18 protein-coding genes are annotated in these 19,328 nt (G+C 69.7%); 10 read left to right on the top strand and 8 right to left on the bottom strand.

From position 1 onward, the window contains the following. Positions 1 to 11: 11 nt before the first annotated feature. Genes fliN through J2Y49_RS15855 form a run of 8 tightly spaced genes read left to right on the top strand, consistent with a single transcriptional unit; the run spans position 12 to position 9,355 of the window. Positions 12 to 329 (top strand): flagellar motor switch protein FliN, encoded by a 318-nt coding sequence (gene fliN, locus J2Y49_RS15890; RefSeq protein WP_111069733.1) that lies wholly within the window; start codon positions 12 to 14, stop codon positions 327 to 329. After that, positions 329 to 1,234, top strand: coding sequence for a MotA/TolQ/ExbB proton channel family protein (locus J2Y49_RS15885; protein ID WP_310115831.1), 906 nt, complete (start codon positions 329 to 331; stop codon positions 1,232 to 1,234). Before fliN ends, J2Y49_RS15885 begins: the two co-directional genes overlap by 1 nt. 4 nt (positions 1,235 to 1,238) lie before the next feature. Continuing rightward, the gene (locus tag J2Y49_RS15880; protein WP_310115830.1) at positions 1,239 to 2,804 is read left to right on the top strand and encodes a sigma-54 dependent transcriptional regulator; all 1,566 of its coding nucleotides are present in this window, start codon (positions 1,239 to 1,241) and stop codon (positions 2,802 to 2,804) included. 40 nt (positions 2,805 to 2,844) lie between these two features. Continuing rightward, positions 2,845 to 5,019: a flagellar biosynthesis protein FlhA gene (flhA, locus tag J2Y49_RS15875; RefSeq protein WP_310115829.1), complete on the top strand. Its 2,175-nt coding sequence runs from the start codon at positions 2,845 to 2,847 to the stop codon at positions 5,017 to 5,019. Positions 5,020 to 5,065: 46 nt separating this feature from the next. Further along, complete coding sequence (locus J2Y49_RS15870; protein ID WP_310115828.1) at positions 5,066 to 6,322, top strand: GTPase; 1,257 nt, start codon at positions 5,066 to 5,068, stop codon at positions 6,320 to 6,322. Continuing rightward, positions 6,319 to 7,116 (top strand): MinD/ParA family protein, encoded by a 798-nt coding sequence (locus J2Y49_RS15865; protein ID WP_108546967.1) that lies wholly within the window; start codon positions 6,319 to 6,321, stop codon positions 7,114 to 7,116. The genes J2Y49_RS15870 and J2Y49_RS15865 overlap by 4 nt, the downstream gene beginning before the upstream one ends. An 8-nt stretch (positions 7,117 to 7,124) precedes the next feature. Beyond that, positions 7,125 to 9,005 (top strand): hypothetical protein, encoded by a 1,881-nt coding sequence (locus J2Y49_RS15860; RefSeq protein WP_310115827.1) that lies wholly within the window; start codon positions 7,125 to 7,127, stop codon positions 9,003 to 9,005. Beyond that, the gene (locus J2Y49_RS15855; protein WP_310115826.1) at positions 9,002 to 9,355 is read left to right on the top strand and encodes a hypothetical protein; all 354 of its coding nucleotides are present in this window, start codon (positions 9,002 to 9,004) and stop codon (positions 9,353 to 9,355) included. The genes J2Y49_RS15860 and J2Y49_RS15855 overlap by 4 nt, the downstream gene beginning before the upstream one ends. 9 nt (positions 9,356 to 9,364) lie before the next feature. Here the strand turns inward: J2Y49_RS15855 and mnhG are convergent, their stop codons facing one another. From mnhG to J2Y49_RS15815, 8 genes are read right to left on the bottom strand one after another with little or no spacing between them, the layout of a single operon-like run. After that, positions 9,365 to 9,715 (bottom strand): monovalent cation/H(+) antiporter subunit G, encoded by a 351-nt coding sequence (mnhG, locus tag J2Y49_RS15850; protein WP_310115825.1) that lies wholly within the window; start codon positions 9,713 to 9,715, stop codon positions 9,365 to 9,367. Then, complete coding sequence (locus tag J2Y49_RS15845; RefSeq protein WP_149224327.1) at positions 9,712 to 9,993, bottom strand: K+/H+ antiporter subunit F; 282 nt, start codon at positions 9,991 to 9,993, stop codon at positions 9,712 to 9,714. Before J2Y49_RS15845 ends, mnhG begins: the two co-directional genes overlap by 4 nt. Then, complete coding sequence (locus tag J2Y49_RS15840) at positions 9,990 to 10,478, bottom strand: Na+/H+ antiporter subunit E (protein WP_310115824.1); 489 nt, start codon at positions 10,476 to 10,478, stop codon at positions 9,990 to 9,992. The genes J2Y49_RS15845 and J2Y49_RS15840 overlap by 4 nt, the downstream gene beginning before the upstream one ends. Positions 10,479 to 10,486: 8 nt before the next feature. Further along, the gene (locus tag J2Y49_RS15835; RefSeq protein ID WP_310115823.1) at positions 10,487 to 12,100 is read right to left on the bottom strand and encodes a monovalent cation/H+ antiporter subunit D; all 1,614 of its coding nucleotides are present in this window, start codon (positions 12,098 to 12,100) and stop codon (positions 10,487 to 10,489) included. After that, positions 12,097 to 12,441: a Na+/H+ antiporter subunit C gene (locus J2Y49_RS15830; protein WP_194914214.1), complete on the bottom strand. Its 345-nt coding sequence runs from the start codon at positions 12,439 to 12,441 to the stop codon at positions 12,097 to 12,099. The genes J2Y49_RS15835 and J2Y49_RS15830 overlap by 4 nt, the downstream gene beginning before the upstream one ends. Position 12,442: 1 nt before the next feature. Beyond that, positions 12,443 to 15,409, bottom strand: a complete 2,967-nt coding sequence (locus J2Y49_RS15825; protein WP_310115822.1) for a monovalent cation/H+ antiporter subunit A — start codon at positions 15,407 to 15,409, stop codon at positions 12,443 to 12,445. Positions 15,410 to 15,449: 40 nt separating this feature from the next. Further along, positions 15,450 to 15,959, bottom strand: a complete 510-nt coding sequence (locus J2Y49_RS15820; RefSeq protein WP_310115821.1) for a PTS sugar transporter subunit IIA — start codon at positions 15,957 to 15,959, stop codon at positions 15,450 to 15,452. After that, a complete protein-coding gene (locus J2Y49_RS15815; protein ID WP_310115820.1) occupies positions 15,946 to 16,857 on the bottom strand; it encodes a universal stress protein in 912 nt (303 codons plus the stop codon). Before J2Y49_RS15815 ends, J2Y49_RS15820 begins: the two co-directional genes overlap by 14 nt. Positions 16,858 to 17,035: 178 nt before the next feature. On the opposite strand from J2Y49_RS15815, the gene J2Y49_RS15810 reads away from it, so the two are divergent. Beyond that, entirely contained in the window at positions 17,036 to 18,706 is a 1,671-nt protein-coding gene (locus J2Y49_RS15810; RefSeq protein WP_310115819.1) for an ATP-binding protein, read from the top strand. Beyond that, positions 18,703 to 19,323 (top strand): response regulator, encoded by a 621-nt coding sequence (locus J2Y49_RS15805; RefSeq protein ID WP_310115818.1) that lies wholly within the window; start codon positions 18,703 to 18,705, stop codon positions 19,321 to 19,323. The genes J2Y49_RS15810 and J2Y49_RS15805 overlap by 4 nt, the downstream gene beginning before the upstream one ends. Positions 19,324 to 19,328: the final 5 nt, after the last annotated feature.

The raw sequence follows: 19,328 nt of genomic DNA, 5'->3' as shown, positions 1-19,328 counted from the left end.
CCGAGACCGACATGCCGAGCGACAATTTCTCGCTGAACGACCTGCACGGTGGCGATGGCGACGACTACGCCAGCCCCGGAATCGCCAAGGATCTGGAGGCGGTGTACGACATCCCGGTCCAGATCTCCGCGGTGCTGGGCAAGTCGACCATGCAGGTGGCGCAGCTGCTGAAGCTGGGCCGCGGCGCCGTGGTGGAGCTGGACCGCAAGGTCGGCGAGGCCATCGACATCTACGTCAACAACCGCCTGGTCGCCCGCGGCGAGGTGGTGGTGGTGGAAGACCGGCTGGGCGTGACCATGACGGAAATCATCAAGTCGGACCGGGGCTGATGGCGATTTCGTCCGACAGCGCCGCATCCCGCACCAAGGCGGCCCAGCCGCAGCCGGCGGCACCCGCCGCCGCCGCAGCCGCTCCGGGGCGGGGCGTGCGGCTGCGCGGCGGGCTGGACGTGGCGACCCTGGTCGGGCTTGCCGCGGCGGGGGCTGTGATCCTGCTGGCGATCACTACCGGCGGTTCTGCGCGCGCCTTCCTCGACCCGCCGTCGCTGCTGATCGTGCTGGGCGGGACGCTGGCGGTCACCACCGCCTCCTTCTCGCTGGGCGACGTGGCGGTGGCGTGGCGGAGCGCGGCTGCGGTTCTGGTCCACCAGACGCTGGACCCCAAGGGCGTGGCGCGGCAGGTGATCCTGCTGGCCGAGGCCGCCCGCCGGGCCGGGCCGGAGACCCTGCGCAACGTCCTGCCGGAACTGCGCGGCGAGCCCTTCCTGCACCGCAGCGTCACCCTGATCACCGAAGGCCATCCGCCCGACACCATCGAGCAGATGCTGACCGGCGAGGTCGAGGCGACCGCGGGCGCCCTGGGCAAGAGCGCCGGCGTGCTGCGCCGCGCGTCGGAAGTGGCGCCGGCCATGGGGCTGATCGGCACGCTGGTCGGCCTCGTGCAGATGCTGGGCAGCCTGAGCGACCCGTCGGCCATCGGCCCGGCGATGGCGCTGGCATTGCTGACGACCTTCTACGGGGCCGTGCTCGGCAACGTCGTCCTCTCCCCGCTCGCCGCCAAGGTGGAGCGGTCGGCGGAGGAGGACGCGCTGGTCAAGACCCTCTTTACCATCGGCGCCGTATCCATCGCGCGCCAGGAGAATCCGCGGCGTCTGGAGATGCTTCTGAATGCCGTCCTGCCGCCTGGAAAGCGGATCCAGTATTTCGACCGGGAAGCCCCGAGAGTGGGAGCGTAAGGCTATGCGTCTGCTGATCGTTGGAACGTTGGAAGGCTACATCACCGCCGCCGGCAAGATCGCCATGAAGCGCGGGGCCAAGGTGTCGCACACCGACAGCATCGAAGGGGCGCTGAACGCCTTGCGTGCCGCCGCCGGTGCCGATCTGGTGATGATCGACGTCAAGCTGGACATCGCGACCTTCATCGACAGCCTGAAGTCGGAGCGGATCACCATCCCGGTGGTCGCCTGCGGCATCGGCACCGATGCGGCCGCCGCCGTGCGCGCCATCCGCGCCGGCGCCAAGGAATATCTGCCGCTGCCGCCCAACGCCGAACTGATCGCCGCGGTGCTGGAGGCGGTGGCGGAGGAAAGCCATTCCATCGTCTGCAGCGATCCGGCCATGCTGGCGACCCTGCGGCTGGCCGAGCAGGTGGCCCCCAGCGACGCCTCGGTGATGATCACCGGCGAGAGCGGCACCGGCAAGGAGCTGATGGCCCGCTTCATCCACCGCAAGAGCCGGCGGGCCAACGAGCCCTTCGTCGCGGTGAACTGCGCCGCCATCCCGGAAAACCTGCTGGAATCGGAGCTGTTCGGCCACGAGAAGGGCGCCTTCACCGGCGCCGTGGCCCGGCGTCTCGGCAAGTTCGAGGAGGCCAACAACGGCACCCTCCTGCTGGACGAGCTGTCGGAGATGCATCCCCGCCTGCAGGCCAAGCTTCTGCGCGCCATCCAGGAGAAGGAGATCGACCGCATCGGCTCCAGCCAGCCGGTGAAGGTCAATGTCCGCCTGATCGCCACCTCCAACCGCAACCTGGAGGCGGAGGTCCGCTCCGGCAATTTCCGCGAGGATCTGTATTTCCGCCTGAACGTGTTCAGCGTGGCGATCCCCAGCTTGCGCGAACGCCCGGCCGACATCCCGATGATCGCCGAGCATTTCCTGAAGAAATACGCGGAGGCCAACGGGCTGGGCGACAAGCGCCTGACCGAGGATGCGCTGCTGATGCTGAAGACCCATCACTGGCGCGGCAACGTGCGCGAGCTGGAAAACACCATGCATCGCGCCGTCCTGCTGTCGCGGGGTGAAGAGGTCGGGCCGGAAGCCATCATGCTGACCAGCAAGCTGCTGGCGCCGGAAGGCAGCGCCCAGGCTTCCATCCCCGCCGACTCACCGGTCGCCAACCCATTCGCCGGCCCCGGCGGCACCGTGCCCGCCGCGCAGCCGCATGCGCCCCAGCCGCCCGCCGCCCCGCCCCTGGTGGTTCCGCCGCCGGGCGCCCTGCCGACCAGCTACGGCCCGCCCAAGGGCGGCAAGGCAGGTCCCTACGGCATGGCCGCCAACAGCGGTGCCGCCGCCGCGGCCAATGCCGGCGGGACCGGTGCCGGTCTGGCGGCGCTGATCGGCCGCACGGTGGCCGACGTGGAGCGCGACCTGATCCTGGAGACTCTGACCCACTGCCTGGGCAACCGCACCCATGCCGCCAACATCCTGGGCATCTCGATTCGCACGCTGCGCAACAAGCTGAAGCAGTACGGCGACGAGGGCCGCAGCGTGCCCTCGCCGGGCAACGACGAACGGGCGACGGCCTGACGGCCGGTCCGGCACCGGGCCCTGAGCGGCGGGAGCATCCATGGCGCTGACGGAACAGAATAGCGGAGGCGGCGGCAGGGGCGGCGGTCCCGGCAACATGGCCGCCTTCGGCGAGATGTGGGCGGTCGCCAAGTCGTCGCTGAAGCGCGGCGACGTGGCGATGGCCATCGGCATCCTGATCGTCGTGGTCGGGCTGATCATGCCGCTGCCCAGCGTCATGCTCGACATGATGCTGGGGCTGAACATCACCATCTCCATCCTGATCCTGATGGTGGTGCTGTTCATCGAAAAGCCGCTGGAGCTGTCCTCCTACCCGACGATCCTGCTGATCACCACGCTGCTGCGCCTGTCCTTGAACATGGCCTCCACGCGCCTGATCCTGACGCAGGGTCACGAGGGCACGTCGGCCGCCGGCCATGTCATCGAGGCCTTTGCCAGCCTGGTCATGGGCGGCGATTTCGTCATCGGCGTGATCATCTACGCCATCCTGACCATCGTGAACTTCAAGGTCATCACCGCCGGTTCGGGCCGCATCGCCGAAGTGGCGGCGCGCTTCACACTCGACGCCATGCCCGGCAAGCAGATGGCCATCGACGCCGACTTGTCGGCCGGCATGATCGACGAGGGCACGGCGCGCGCGCGGCGCAAGGAGCTGGAGGACGAAAGCGCCTTCTTCGGCTCGATGGACGGTGCGTCGAAATTCGTGAAGGGCGACGCGGTCGCCGGCCTGATGATCATGTTCATCAACATCATCGGCGGCGTGACCATCGCGGTTCTGCGCCACGACATGCCGGTGATGCAGGCGCTGGACACCTTCACCAAGCTGACCATCGGCGACGGCCTCGTCTCGCAGATCCCGGCGCTGGTGATCTCGATCTCCGCCGGCTTCCTGGTGTCGAAGGCCGGCATGGGCGGCTCCACCGACAAGGCGGTGGTCGGCCAGCTGACCGGCCACAGCCAGGCGCTGGCGCTGTCGGCCGGCGCCATCGGCGTTCTGGCCCTGCTGCCGGGCATGCCGATCCTGACGCTAGCCCCGGTCATCGCCGCCGTGGGCGCCGCCGCCTGGTACATGCCGCGCCTGCGCGCGAAGAAGGAGGCGGAGGAGGCAGCCGCGGCGGAGGAGGCAGCAACCGGCGCAGGGCCGGGCGGCATGCCCGGAGCGGGGCCGGTACCGGACGAACCGATCTCCACCGCGCTCGCCATCGACCTGATCCGGCTGGAGCTTGGCTATGGCCTCTTGTCGCTGATCAACCAGCCGCAGGCGGGAAGCCACCGGCTGACCGACCAGATCAAGGGCCTGCGCCGGCAGATCGCCGGCGAGGTCGGCTTCGTCATGCCGGCCGTGCGCATCCAGGACAATTTGCAGCTTCCGCCCAACACCTACATCATCCGCGTGAAGGAGATCGAGGCAGGGCGCGGCGACATCCGGCCCAACATGCTGCTGGTCATGGACCCGCGCGGCGACGCCATGAGCCTGCCCGGCGAGCAGACGGTGGAGCCGACCTTCGGCCTGCCCGCCATCTGGATCGAGCCGGGATATCGCGAGGAGGCGCTGTTCAAGGGCTACACCGTGGTCGACCCGTCGACCGTGGTCACCACCCATCTGACCGAGCTGATCAAGGACAACATGCAGGAGCTGCTGTCCTTCACCGAGACGCAGAAGCTGCTGGACGAGACCGACAAGGAACACCAGAAGCTGATCGCCGACGTGGTGCCGAATCAGATCACTGTGGGCGGATTGCAACGGGTGTTGCAGAATCTCCTTGCCGAACGCGTTTCGATCCGGGATCTTCCCACCATATTGGAAGGGGTATCCGAAGCGACCAGCCAGACCCGCAGCATCACCCAGATCACCGAGCATGTGCGGTCCCGCCTTGCCCGGCAGATCTGCGACGCGAACACGAACGAGATGGGCTTCATCCCGCTCGTCACCCTGTCGCCCGAATGGGAGCAGGCGTTCGCCGAGTCTCTGGTGGGCGACGGCGACGACCGGCAGCTGACGATGGCCCCGTCCCGCCTGCAGCAGTTCATCACTTCCGTCCGCCAAACCTTCGAGCGACATGCCATGATGGGCGAGAGCCCCGTTCTGTTGACCAGCCCGCTGATCCGGCCGTTCGTCCGCTCCATCGTGGAGCGGTTCCGGCCGGCTACCGTGGTCATGTCCCAGAACGAGATCCACCCGAAGGCCCGCATCAAGACCCTGGGGCAGATCTGATGGTGCGCGCCGTTCTCTCCCCCTTGCCTGACGGAAGGCACCGCCGATGCGGCTGAAGTCCTTCCACGCCAAGACCATGTCCGACGCCATGCGGATGGTGCGCCAGTCGCTGGGCGACGACGCCATCATCGTCGCAACGCGCGAGGAGGAAGGCGGCGGCGTGCGCGTCACGGCGGCGGTGGAAGAGGACGACCTGCCGGCCGCCCCCGTTTCCGGCAATGCGCGCGGCGGCCGGGCGAAGGCCCCGCCAAAGCCGGTCGAACCCGAGATCGACGTGGGCGAGGTGGTGGCCGACGCCCTGCAGCGCCACGGCGTCCCCGCCACCCTGGCCGAACAGCTGATCGATGCCGCATCGGGCCTCGACACCGAGGATCCGCGGCTGGCGCTGGGCTCGGCGCTCGATTCCTATTTCACCTTCAATCCGCTGCCGGACGGGCGCAGTCCGGTGAAGCCGCTGGCGCTGGTCGGGCCGCCGGGATCGGGCAAGACGCTGGTCGCGGCCAAGCTGGCGGCGCGCGCGGTCTTCAAGAAGCGGTCGGTCGGCGTCATCACCACCGACACGGTGCGCGCGGGCGGCGTCGACCAGTTGGCCGCCTTCACCCGGCTGATGAAGCTGAAGTTGGCGACGGTGGAGGACCCCGACGCGCTGGCCGGCGCCTTCGAAGTCCACCGCAAGACCGACCTCGTTCTGGTCGACACCGCCGGCCGCAACCCCTTCGACGCCGAGGACATGCAGGATCTCCGCGCCCTGCTCGGCGCCGGGGAGGTGGAGCCGGTGCTGGTGCTGCCCGCCGGGCTGGACGCGCTGGAGGCCGCTGACATGGCGCTGGCCTTCAAGGCGGTGGGCGTGCGGCGGATGCTGGTCACCCGGCTGGACATGACCCGCCGGCTGGGCAGCCTGCTGGCGATCGCCGCCCGCGCCCGACTGTCCTTCTGCGACGCCAGCGTATCGTCCAAGGTGGCGGAGGGGCTGACAGCCCTGAACCCGTTGGCGCTCGCCCGCATGATGATCCCGGCCGAGGAGAAGGCCCCCGCCGCCAAGGAGTCGGCACCGCGCCGCACCGCCCGCACCGCGGCCTGGGACGAGGAAGACGACGGGCAGCCTGATCATGAGCCGGACCATACGCCCATGCGCAAGCCGACCTTCGGGCGGGGCTATGAGCCGGAGGACGACGGGCCGGAGATCGAGCCGGCGCCGCCACCACGCAGGTCTGCCGCCGCAAAGCCAACGAAACCCGCAACCGCAAAATCCGCAACCAAGGCAAAAGCCTCCAGTTCCCCCTCGTCGAGGACCCTGCCATGACCGATCCGGTGTTCCCGGCCGCCCTCAAGAACGTTCGCCCGCTGCGCGGCGCCAACGTCATCGCCGTGGCCAGCGGGAAGGGCGGCGTCGGCAAGACGTGGTTCTCCATCACGCTCAGCCACGCCCTCACCAAGGCGGGAATGAACACCCTGCTGTTCGACGGCGACCTCGGCCTCGCCAACGTCGACATCCAGCTGGGCTTTTCGCCCAAGAACGATTTGGGCGCCGTCATCAACGGCGAGGTGACGCTGGCCAAGGCGGCGCAGCGCTTCCCCGACACCGGGTTCGACATCATCGCCGGACGGTCGGGATCGGGCACGCTGGCGCAATTGCCGAGTCAGCGCCTGTCGGGCTTGCGCAACGACCTGCTGGAACTGGCCAGGAGCTATGACCGGGTGGTGATGGACATGGGCGCCGGCGTCGACCGCACGGTGCGCACCCTGTCGGGACCGGCCGGCACCACGCTGGTGGTGACGACGGACGAGCCGACTTCGCTGACCGACGCCTATGCCTTCATCAAGCTGACCCACGCCACCAACCCGTCGGCCGACCTGCGGATCGTGGTGAACATGGCGCAGAGCGTGAAGGACGGCGAACGCACCTACGGCACCATCTTGAAGGCCTGCCAGAACTTCCTGAAATACAAGCCGGCGCTGGCGGGCATCATCCGCCGCGACCTGAAGGTGCGCGACGCCATCCGCAACCAGACCCCGCTGCTGACCCGCTCGCCCGCCTGCGACGCGGCGCGCGACGTCGAGGCGATCGTGCAGCGGCTGCTGGCCGGCTCCAAGTAACGGAACCGATGGGCGGGGCGCTCCCACCATCGGTCACGCCCGCTGCCGCCACCGCCGTGGCGGCCCCCGCCACGCCCGCACCCGTCACGGCCGAGGCCACGGTCGTCCGACTGCCCGAGCGGCTGCCGGAAGTGACCCGCCCGGTGGTGCTGACCGGCACCGTCGCCGGCCAGACGCCGGAAGGGCTGACCCGCGTGCGCACGTCGGTGGGCGAGCTGCTGCTCGACAGCAAGGCAGAGCTGCCGCCCGACAAACCGGTCACCGTCCAGATCACGCCCACCACCACGACACCAACGGCGACGGTCCCGGCCAAGCCCACAGCGCTGATCCTGCTGCAGGCGCTGGGCACCCCAGCCGGAACAGCGGGGGCCGGAACAGGGGCGGCCGGAACGGCGGCAGGCGGGACCGCGGCAGGCGGGACGGCCGCAGCCACGCCCGCGGGCAGCCCGGCGCCCGGAAATGCCGCGACCCCCGCCGTCCTCCTGCCGACCCCCACCCCGGCCACGGCGCCCGCCCTGCCGCCTCTGCTGCCCGGCACGGTGGTGCCGGCGCTGGTGATCGCCGGCGGATCGGGCGCCAAGCCCACGCCGGCGACACCGGCCGGCGGCGGCGCACCGCAACCGGCAGCCCCCTCCCCAGCCGGCGCCAACCCGGTCGGGCCGGCCAAGCCCGAGACTGCGGCACCCGCCACACCGGCACCCGCCACCCCATCCATGCCGGCACCGCCGATGGCCGGGGGAAGCGCAACCTTCGGCACTCCGGTCCAGCTGGGCGGCGATGCGGCGCATCCCGGCGCCGGAGCCCCGGCGACGCCTGACCAGCCGTCCGGCACCGCTGCCGAGCCGCCCGACCTGCCGCGTGGCGCCACGGTGGCGTTGAGGATCCTGACCATCACCCCGCCGCCGCAACAGCCCCGCCCGCCCGGCGACCCGGAGGCCGGCGGTCGGAACGGACAGGCGGGAGGCCGGACCGACGGCCGGGCCGAAAGCCAGCCGGCGCCCCCGGACGCGGGGGAGCCCGCCGTCCCACCGGACACCCCGGTCCTGCGCGGCACGGTCGCCGGCAGCACGCCGCAGGGTCAGCCGATCCTGGCGACCAAGCAGGGCATGCTGGCCCTCAACGTCCCGGCCAGCCTGCCGCCGGGCGCCAAGGTCACCGCGGCGCTCACCGACCTCGCCCAGGCGACCCAGGCGGCGGCCCCCACCCTGCCCGGCCCGCCGGGGCCGCTCGGCGAGCGCGACTGGCCGGCGATGCGGCAGCTGATGGCGACGCTGGCAGCGTCGGACCCGGCACTGGCGAAGTCGATGCTGGCGACCATGCCGCAACCGAACCGCAAGCTGACCGCGGCGCTGGGCTTCTTCCTGGCGGCGATGCGCGGTGGCGATGCGCGGGGCTGGCTCGGCGACGATGCCTCATCCGCGCTCGACAAGGCCGGGCGGCGCGACCTGTTGGATCGGCTGGAGAAGGATTTCGAGGGACTGCGCCGCGAGGCTGCGGAACCGCTGCCGGGCGACTGGCGCAGCTACACCATCCCGCTGATGGATTCGACCGGCCCGAAGCCAATCAAGCTGCATGTCCATCCCCTGAAGGAGGACGAGGAGGGCGACGGCAGGCCGCGCGGCAAGCCCGGAAGCCGCTTCCTGATCGATCTGGACCTCAGCCGCTTCGGGCCGATGCAGTTGGACGGGCTGGTGCGGCCGAACCATTTCGACCTGATCCTGCGCAGCCACGCCGCCCTGCCGCCGGAACTGCGGGTGGAACTGATCCAGGTCTTCGCCGACAGCGTGCGGGCGGTGGGCTACAGCGGCGGGCTGTCCTTCCAGTCCGGCGCGCGCAGTTGGGTGAAGTTGACCCGCGCCGGGCAGGCCGGGCTCGGAGTTTCCGCATGAGGCGAGAGCGCCTGACCACCCGCCCCTCCCCCGACGCCCGCCACGATTATCTGGTGGAGCTGCGCGGCGAGCCGATGGCCGGCACGCGCCTGACCCTGCGGCTGGTGCCCGACCGGCTGGTGCCTGATCCGGCCTCCGTCGCCGACTATCTGGCAGAGTTCGCCGGCTTCGTGGATGGGCTGGAGGCGCTGGCGCTCGCCATCCTCGACGACCTCAACAACGAGCTGGTGCCGCGCTGGGTCGAGGTCGTGCTGGAACGCGACACGCCCTTGCCCCACCGCGTGGCGATCGAGGACAGGCAGCCGACCTGGGACAATCCGCAACTGATGGGACGTCTGCAGCGGATTTGAGCGGGGCACTCAATCCGAAGGCGGTGGCGGCACCTCGTCGCTTCCCTCCGTGCGGTCGCGGTAGAGGGCGGCGCGGGCCAGCAGCATCAGGGTGATCGGCGTGGTGACCACCATCAGGGCGGTGATCAGCAGTTCGTGGATGATCGCCCGCGATTCGAGCACTGAGAAGAACAGCATCGAGGCCAGCAGGATGCAGCCGATCCCCAGCGTCGAACCCAATGTCGGAGCGTGGACGCGCTGGTAGAAGCTGTCGAAGCGCAGCAGGCCGACCGTCCCGATCAGCGTCAGGACGGCGCCGGTCAGCAGCAGAAGACAGGTGAGGACCGCCGCCCAGGCAGGAATTTCGGCCAGATGGGTCATTCGATCACCTCCCCGCGCATCAGGAACTTCGCAAGCGCCGCCGTCGACACGAATCCCAGCAGGGCGATGATCAGCGCCGCCTCGAAATACAGGATGCTGCCGGTGCGGATGCCGAAGGTCAGGAGCAGCATGGTCGCCGTGACATAGAGGGTGTCCATTCCCAGCACACGGTCCTGCGCCCGTGGTCCGCGCAGCACCCGGAAGGCCGCGAAGGCCATGGCGGTCACCAGCAGGATCTGGGTCAGAAAGATCGTTCCCATCAGAAGTTTGACGATCATTCGAACAGCTCCATCAACCGTGTCTCGTACCGCCCCTTGATGGTCTCGATCCACACCTGCTCGTCCACGAGATCGAGGATGTGGAGGAGGATGGTGTTCCGCGTCCGGTCATAGGCAACCCAGACCGTGCCGGGGGTGGCGGTGACGATGCAGGCGAGCGTCGCCAGCCCGTAGGGTGCCCGGAGATCGAGCGGGATGCGCACGAAGCCCGAAACCCGGCCGCCTTTGCCCGGCCGCAGGATGATCATCGCGACGGCGATGTTGGAACGGACGATGTCCTCCAGCACCACCAGCAGGAGCGACAGAGCGGCGCGCGGCCGGCGGAGCCGTCCGCCCGGAAGGCCGAGCGTGTTCAGCGTCGCGGCTGTCGCCAGCGACAGCACGCCGCCGAGGACGATCGTGCCCGGAGCCACGCTTTCGTTCAGCAGCAGCCAGACCCCCAGCAGGGTCGCGGTCATCATGGGATAGGGAAGCCAACTGCTCATCGCCGGTCTCATTGGGAGCCTCCCGTCGTTCCGGGTGTGCGGGCAACGGACATCACGGCGCCGTTGTAGTCGCGCGGCGCATGCAGCGACCTTGCGGTGTCCTCCATGTAGCGCATCGCCGGCCCGGCCTGGACGGTCAGCGCCACGTTGAGGGCGAGCAGAAACAGGACCGGCGCGATCTCCGCCACCCGCACGCGCGGCGCCTCCTCGGAGGGGGAGGCCCAGAAGGCGTCGATGCCGGCACGCGTCATCGCCACCACCGTCGCCAAGCCGGACAGGACCAGCGCCGCCATCAGCACCCAGGTGGTGACCGGCACGTCCGGACCGGCGGCCAGCAGCGGCGACAGGATCGCGAACTTGGCGAGAAAGCCGGACAGCGGCGGCAGGCCGGCGAGCAGCAGCGCGCTGGACATGAAGCCGATGCCGAGGATCGCCATCGTCGCCGGAATGGCGACGCCGGCACCGCCATCGTCGGACTCCTCGTCATCGCCCTCGCCATACGCCTCGCGGGTCACCGCCAGCACGTCGGCGCCGACGCCGCGGCCGCGCTCCACCAGTTCCACCACCAGAAAGAAGCCGGCGACCGCAAGAACCGAACTGCTGAGATAGAACAGGGCGCCGCCGGTCACCGACAGCTGCCCGGCGCCGATGGCGGCCAGCAGGGTGCCGGACGACACCAGCACGCTCGCCCCGGCCAGCCGCGCCATGTTCTGCGTCGCCAGCACGGCGATCGACCCGAAGCCGATGGTCAGCAACCCGCCGACCAGCAGGACATTGCCGCCGAAGCCGGAAGAGGCGCCGGCCCCGTCGCCGAACACCAGCAGCCACAGCCGCAGCACGGCATAAACGCCGACCTTGCTGAGGATGGAGACGATGGCGGCAGAGGCAGCACCCAGGGTGGAATAGGTGTTGGGCAGCCAGAAGCCCAGCGGCCACATCCCCGCCTTGATCAGGAAGGCGACGCCCAGAATGGCCGCCCCGGCCTCCAGCAGTCCGCGATCCTCCGCCGCCAGCCCGGCGACACGTCCGGCCAGGTCGGCCATGTTGAGGGTGCCGGAGATGCCGTAGATCATGCTGACGCCGATCAGGAACAGCAGCGAGGCCGACAGGTTGATCGCGATGTAGTGCAGCCCCGCCCGCACCCGCGCAAGGCCCGAGCCGTGCAGGGCCAGCCCATAGGAGGCGGCCAGCATGATCTCGAAGAAGACGAACAGGTTGAACAGGTCGCCGGTCAGGAAGGCGCCGTTCAGCCCCATCAGCTGGAACTGGAACAGCGAATGGAAATGCGCGCCCGCCTTCTGCCAGCGCGGCAGCGAGAACAGCAGGGCGGCCACCCCCAGGATGCCGGTCAGCACCAGCATCAGCGCGGCGAAGCGGTCCAGAACCAGCACGATGCCGAAATTGGCCGGCCAGTCGCCCAGCCGGTAGACGCGGACGCCGGCCGCGCCCTGGTCCGCGACGGTCATCGCCAGGATGGCCAGCCCGAGCAGGGCGAGCGCCGACGCCATGCCGATCACGGCCTTCAGCGTGCGCCGCCGCTCGTCGATCAGCATCATCACCGCTCCCGCCAGCATGGGCAGGACGATGGGCGCGATGGTCAGGTGATCCATCCAGCCGGTCACCGGCTCTTCTCCTTTCCGTCGACATGGTCGGTCCCGGTCAGGCCGCGGGCGGCGAGCAGCAGGACGAGGAACAGGGCGGTGGTGGCGAAGCCGATGACGATGGCGGTCAGCACCAGCGCCTGCGGCACCGGATCGGCATGCATGGCGAGGTTGCCGGCCCGGCCGCCCTCCAGGATCGGTTCGGCACCGGTGCGCAGGCCGCCGGTGGAGAAGATGAACAGGTTGACGGCATAGGACAGCAGCGACAGGCCGATGATCACCTGGAAGGTGCGGGGCCGCAGCAGCAGCCACACGCCGGAGCCGGTCAGCACGCCGATGCCGAGCGAAAGGATCAGTTCCATGTCAGTCGTCTCCCACGGCGGACGGTACCGGCCCGGATTGCACCGGTTCAGGCACGGCCGGCATCTCCGCCGGGCGCGGCACCGCGGCGCGATGGCCGCGCAGCGACTGGCGGGCCAGCGCGATCAGGATCAGGATGGTGGCGCCCACCACCAGGGCGAAGACGCCGATGTCGAACAGCAGGGCGCTCGCCACCGGGATCTTGCCCAGCACCGGCAGCTCGGCGTAGGCGAAATAGCTGGTCAGGAAGGGCCGGCCGAAGATCCAGGCGCCAAGACCGGTGCCGGCGGCCAGCAGGATCCCCACCCCCATCCAGCGCATCGGCAGGACGCGCAGCCGCGCCTCCACCCACTGGGTACCGCCGAACATGTATTGCAGGATCATGGCGATCGCCACGGTCAGCCCGGCCGCGAAGCCGCCGCCCGGCAGATCGTGGCCGCGCAGGAGCAGGAACAGCGCCACCATCAGGATCAGCGGGAACAGAAGCCGCGCGATCAGCGATGGGATGAACAGCCATTCCGCCGCCGTATCGCCCTCCTGGCGGTCGGGCTGGGAGGCGTCGAAGGCGCTCTGGTCGCGCTGCTGTTCGGGAACGTCGACGCTGTCCGGCGCCGGGCGGAAGCGGCGCAGCAGGGCATAGGCGGTCAGCGCCACGGCGCCGAGCACGGTGATCTCCCCCATGGTGTCGAAGCCACGGAAATCCACCAGGATGACGTTGACGACGTTGGTGCCGCCGCCCTCGCTGTAGGCAAGCTCCAGGAAATGCTGGGCCAGCAGTTCCGGCGGGAAGCGGGTCATCACGCCGAAGGAGAGACCGGCCATGCCGGCCCCGGCGGCGATGGCGATGCCGAGGTCGCGCAGGCGGCGGCCCAGAGTGACCGCCTCCGACCCGCGGGCGCCGGGAACGTCCAGCCGCTTGGGCAGCCAGCGCAGGCCCAGCAGAAGCAGGATGGTGGTGACGACCTCCACCAGCAGCTGGGTGAGCGCGAGATCGGGGGCGGAGAACCAGACGAAGGTGACGCAGACGACCAGCCCGGCACCTCCCAGCAGGATCAGCGCCGCCAGCCGGTGGAACTTCGCCTGCCAGGCGGCGCCCAGCGCGAAGGCGGCGCCCAGCGCCCAGATCAGCGCCAGCACCGGATCGATGCCCGACGGCACCAGGTTGCCCGGTCCCAACCCACGCAGCCAGACCGTCCAGCCGGCGGCCAGCACCGCCACGCACACCACAAGGCGGAGCTGCGGCTGCAGGCGACGGGTGCCGACCAACCCCTCCGCCGTGCGGGCGAGGCGCCAGGACAGGAAGACCATCGTCCGTTCGAACATCCGCCGGCCTTCGAACGCGCGGATCAGCGGCGGCCCCTCGATCCCTTTGGCGAGATGACCTTGGAGCAGGCGGTAGAGGCCGATCCCGGCGGCGAAGGCGATCATGCTCATCAGCAGCGGCCGGTTGAAGCCGTGCCAGACCGCGAGGCTGTATTCGGGCGTCGCCGCTCCCAGCGCCGCGCGGGCGGCCATGTCGAGGTAGGGTCCCACGGTGGCGGCCGGCAGGATGCCGATGACGATGCAGGCCAGCACCAGGATTTCCACCGGGAAGCGCATCCAGGCCGGCGGCTCGTGCGGCTTCATCGGCAAATCCACCGGGTCCGGCCCGAAAAAGGCGCCATGGATGAAGCGCAACGAATAGGCGACGCTGAAGGCGCTCGCCACCATGGCGGCGACCGGCAGCACGTCGAAGAAGACCGGCAGCGGCTCCTTGGCCGACAATGCCTCGGCGAAGAACATCTCCTTGGACAGGAAGCCGTTCAGCAGCGGCACGCCCGCCATGGCCCCGGCGGCGATCAGGGCGAGGCGGGCGGTGAAGGGCATGAAGCGGTTCAGGCCGGACAGGCGCCGGATGTCGCGCGTCCCCGTCTCGTGGTCGATGATGCCGGCGGCCATGAACAGCGAGGCCTTGAAGGTCGCGTGGTTGATGACGTGGAAGATCGCCGCCACCAGCGCCAGTTCGCTGTTCAGCCCCAGCAGCAGGGTGATGAGGCCGAGATGGCTGATGGTCGAATAGGCCAGCAGCCCCTTCAGGTCGTGCTGGAAGATGGCGACATAGGCGCCGAGCAGCAGGGTGGCGAGGCCGGCGGACCCGACGATCCAGAACCACGCCTCCGTCCCCGCCAGCACCGGCCACAGCCGCGCCATCAGGAAGACGCCCGCCTTCACCAGCGTCGCCGAATGCAGATAGGCCGACACCGGGGTCGGCGCCGCCATGGCGTGCGGCAGCCAGAAATGGAAGGGGAACTGCGCGCTCTTGGTCAGGGCACCGAGCAGGATCAGCACCAATGCCGGCAGATAGAGCGGATGCGCGCGGATGCGGTCGCCCGCCGCCAGCACGGCGTCCAATTCGTAGCTGCCGACGATGTGGCCGAGGATCAGGACGCCCGCGAACAGGCAGAGGCCGCCGGTCGCCGTGACGGTCAACGCCATGCGCGCACCGTCGCGCGCGGCGGCGGTGTGGTGCCAATAGCCGATCAGCAGGAAGGAGAAGAGGCTGGTCAGCTCCCAGAAAAAGGCGAGCTGGATCAGGTTGCCCGACAGCACCACCCCCGTCATCGACCCCATGAAGGCGAGGAGGAAGGCGAAGAAGCGCGGCACCGGGTCCTCGGCCGCCATGTAATAGCGTGCATAGACCACAACCAGCGCACCGACGCCCGACACCAGCCCGGCAAACAGCCAGGCGAAGCCGTCCATGCGCAAGGAGAAGTCCAGCCCCAGCATCGGCATCCATTCGGCCGAATAACGGACCACGCCGCCCGCAGACACCGTCGGATAGGCCGCCCACACCATCGCCAGCCCGACCAGCGCCACGCCGCCGGCCAGCCACGCCGCCGTGTTGCGTGCGTGCGTGGGCAGCAGCCCGGCGACGAGCGCACCGGCGAACGGGAATGCAACGGCGATCAGGAGCAGCAGTGCGTCGGGCATGAAGTCCTACGGTCGAATGGATCGGCGGAGACGGGCGGGATCAGAGGCCGGGCGGCGCGTCGTCAGGGTCCTTGACGAGGTCCGGATCCTCCTCATCCCGGGCGACGGCCTGGAGGACGATCTGGGCCGCGTCGTCGGGCGTCTTCGCACCGCGCAGCCGGCGCACCGATTGCGGATCGCGCAGGGCCCCGCAGATCTCGGCCATGGCGGCCAGCAGCCCCTTGCGGTTCGATGCCGGCCACAGGGCGAGGAAGACGAGATCGACCGGCTCGTCGTCGCGCGCGTCGAAGTCGACCGCGCGCTGGAGCCGGGCGAACAGGACGACCGGGGCCGCCAGTTCGGCAAGCTCCGTATGAGGAAGGGCCACGCCCTTGCCGAGCGCGGTGGAGCCGATCTTCTCACGCGCCAGCAGGGCATCCAGGATTTCCGGCGCCGGCCGGCCGCTGCGGATCGCGGCCTCCGCCGCCAGCCGGTCGAGCAGGGCCGGCTTGTTGGCGGGAGCGGCGTCGAGGATGACGTCCGCCGCGGAAAAAAGCTCAGTGATGGCCATCTGGTTCTCCGGCATCCGACTCTCCATTGAGGCCAAAGGTCGAGGCGGGCACTGGGGACCGAACGCCACCCGTACCGCCGATCAGCACGTCACAGGGCAGCGCCTCGATCACTTCCGAGGCCGTGCTGCCCAGCAGGGCACGGGAAACGCCGCTGCGCCGGGCGGAGCCCAGGGCGACCAGATCGTACCGTCCCTCCCGCGCGAGATCGACGATCCGCCGCCCCGGAGAGCCGGTGAGCAGGATCGTCTCGACCGCCGGTTCCTGCTCCGATCCTGCGGACGGGGTGCCCAGCACCTTCCGGAAATCGTGCGCAACCTGCGCCGTGTCCAGGGGAGAACTGGACCGGCCCGCCATCCCCGGCAGATCGACGACATGCAGCAGATGGATGCTTCCCTCCCGCATCAGCATCCGCACGCCGTCCACCGAAGGGCGCGAGCGCTCGGAGAAGTCGACCGGCACCAGCGCCCGCAGATAGGGCTGGAGCGGCTTGTCGCGCACGATCAGGATCGGCGTCCCGTCGGCGATCGCGATGCGCTCGACGGTGGAGGCCAGGAACAGGTCCGCCACCCGGTCGCGCTGGTGCAGTCCCACCACCAGAAGGTCGGGCAACCACAGCCCGGCATAGCCGGCGACCCGGTGTTCGACGGCGTCGCCGCGCACCGCGACCGCCTGGGACCGGATGTCCGCCCCGCCGGGTACGGCCAGGATATGGCGCTGGAGTTCCGCTTCCACATGGTGCAGCGGCAGGCAGCCATAGGGACCGCCGGTGCCGTCGACGACATGCAGCGCCGTCAACTCCGCATCGAACCGGCGGGCGAGATGGACGGCGCGCTCCAACGCGCGGTCCGATTTCGGTTCCAGATCGGTTGCCAGCAGAATGCGCCGAAGGCTCGCCATCGTGACTTTCGATTCATTTGCAAGGACCCCTTGATGATCGGAAGTCGGCCGCAGTCTGTCCATGCCGGGAAATACGGACATGAAAGGGTCGCGTGACACCTTGCTGAATCTCCGTAGTAATACGGGATGGATCATTTCACCTGATGCAGTGGGCGCCGGTTGGCGTTACCATCGGTCCATGCCACAGACTGTCCGCCGCCGATGGATGTTCATTCCGGCCTATCTGGCCGCCCATATGTTCCTGGATTGGATCAGCTTCATCCATGCGGTGTCGTCGATCAACATCACGCCGTGGAATCCGCCGGCCGGCCTGATGATGGGGCTGTCGGTGCTGCTGGGCCTGCGCGCGGTCCCGCTGGTCTGGCTGGGGCTGACCGCTGCCGACATCGTGGTGCGCGATCTCCCGGTCGCCCTGGGAACGGCCCTTCTGGCGAACGGCATCGTCGCCCTGGGCTATGGGGCGGCGGGAGGGGTGCTGCGCAAGATCATCGATCCGGGGCTGTCCAGCCTGCGTGACATCGTCCTGCTGCTCGGCGGCAGTGCTGCGGCGGTTCTGGTCATCGGGCTGGGCTTCATCGCCGTCCACACGGCGGCCGGGCTGTTCGACTGGGCACGCTTTCCGGAGGTGCTGCTGCGCTTCTGGACCGGCGAGATCATCGGCATCGCGGTCCTGACCCCGATGGTGCTGATGGCACGGCGCATGCCGTCGCTGCGCTGGTCATGGGGCGGTGCCGCCGAGATTCTGGCCCAGGGCGCGCTGATCGGCTTCACCCTGTGGCTGGATTTCGGTCCGCTGGCATCGTCGCAGTACGAGCATTTCTACCTGCTGTTCCTGCCGGCCATCGCGGTCGCGGTGCGGCACGGGCTGGGCGGGGCGGTGCTGGCCTCGGCCGCCACCCAGACCGGGCTGATCGCCGCCATCCAGGTGGCCGGCGTCGATACCGCGCGCATGGCGCATTTCCAGCTTCTGATGCTGACGCTCGCCATCACCATCCTGCTGCTGGGCGCCGTGGTCAGCGAACGCCGCCGGGTGGAGGACAGGCTGCGGGCGCGGCAGTCCGACCTTGCCCACGCCTCCCGCCTGATCGAGGCGGGGGAAATGGCGGCGGCGCTGGCCCATGAGCTGAACCAGCCGCTGGCGGCGACGATGGGCTACGCCCGCGCCGCCCGCAAGATCGCGCGCCTGGAGGAGGCGTCCCCCCGCCTGACCGAGATCCTCGACAAGACGGTCACCCAGGCGGAGCGGGCCGACCGCGTCATCCGCAGCCTGCGCGACTTCGTGCGCAAGGGTGCCCGCGACCGGACGCCGCTGCCGGTCGCCACGCTGATCGCCGACTGCCTGACGCTGGCCGGCCCGCTCGCCAGCCGGCATGCGGTGGAGATCGCCGCGGAGGTCGCACTCGCCCTGCCGGCCATCGCCGGCGACGCGGTCCAATTGCAGCAGGCGATCCTGAACCTCGTCCGCAACGCGGCCGAGGCGATGACGCCCGACGGCACCCGGCCGGAGGAACAGCCGGGCCGTGCACAGACTGGCCGGCGCCGCATCGTGATCTTCGCCTGTCCGGCGGCCCAGCCTGGTTTCGTCTCCATCGGCGTGCGCGACACCGGACCCGGTCTTGCCGAGGTGGTGGAGCGCAACCTGTTCGCGCCCTTCGTCACCACCAAGCCGACCGGCATGGGGTTGGGGCTGTCCATCGTGCGCACCATCGTCGAGTCCCATGGCGGCACTTTGACGGCGCGCAGTGGCAATCGCGGTGGCAGTGGCGCTGCGAACGGCGCAGAAGGCGGAACCGTGTTCCAGTTCACCATTCCCGTGCATGCGAAGGACAGGGAAGGAGAGCCTGCATGACGACCGAGAAACCCGTCGCCTTCGTGGTGGACGACGACGAGGCGGTGCGCGATGCCCTGGCGCTTCACCTGGATCTGGCCGGGCTGTCGGTGCGCTGCTGCGCCTCGGCGGCGGAGTTCCTGGAGGCCGCGTCGCCCGACCAGCCCGGATGCGCGATCCTCGACATCCGCATGCCGGGCATGGACGGGCTGGATTTGCAGCAGGAGATGGTCCGCCGCGGCCTGACCCTGCCCGTCATCATCATCACCGGCCATGGCGACGTGACCGCCGCCGTCCGCGCGTTCCGCGCCGGGGCGGTGGATTTCCTGCAGAAGCCCTTCGACGAGGATCTGCTGATCGAACGGGTGCAGGAAGCCTTCGGGCGCGACCTCGCCGCCCGCCGCGCCGACGTGGAGGCCGGGGAGATCCGCCGCCGGCTCGCCCTGCTCAGCCCGCGCGAACTGGAAGTGATGGAAATGGTCGCCGAGGGCCTGCCCAACAAGACGATCGCCCAGCGGCTTTCCATCGGCATCCGCACGGTGGAGACCCACCGCGCCCGCGTGCTGGAAAAGATGGAGGCGCGCAACGCCCCGGAACTGGCACGGATGCAGATGCGGCTGGGCGAGCGGCGGGACTAGCTGGT

The sequence above is a fragment of the Azospirillum sp. BE72 genome (assembly GCF_031455875.1).
Taxonomy (GTDB): domain Bacteria; phylum Pseudomonadota; class Alphaproteobacteria; order Azospirillales; family Azospirillaceae; genus Azospirillum.
Note: the sequence above shows the minus strand (reverse complement) of the source record. Positions and strands in the feature narration are given on the sequence as shown.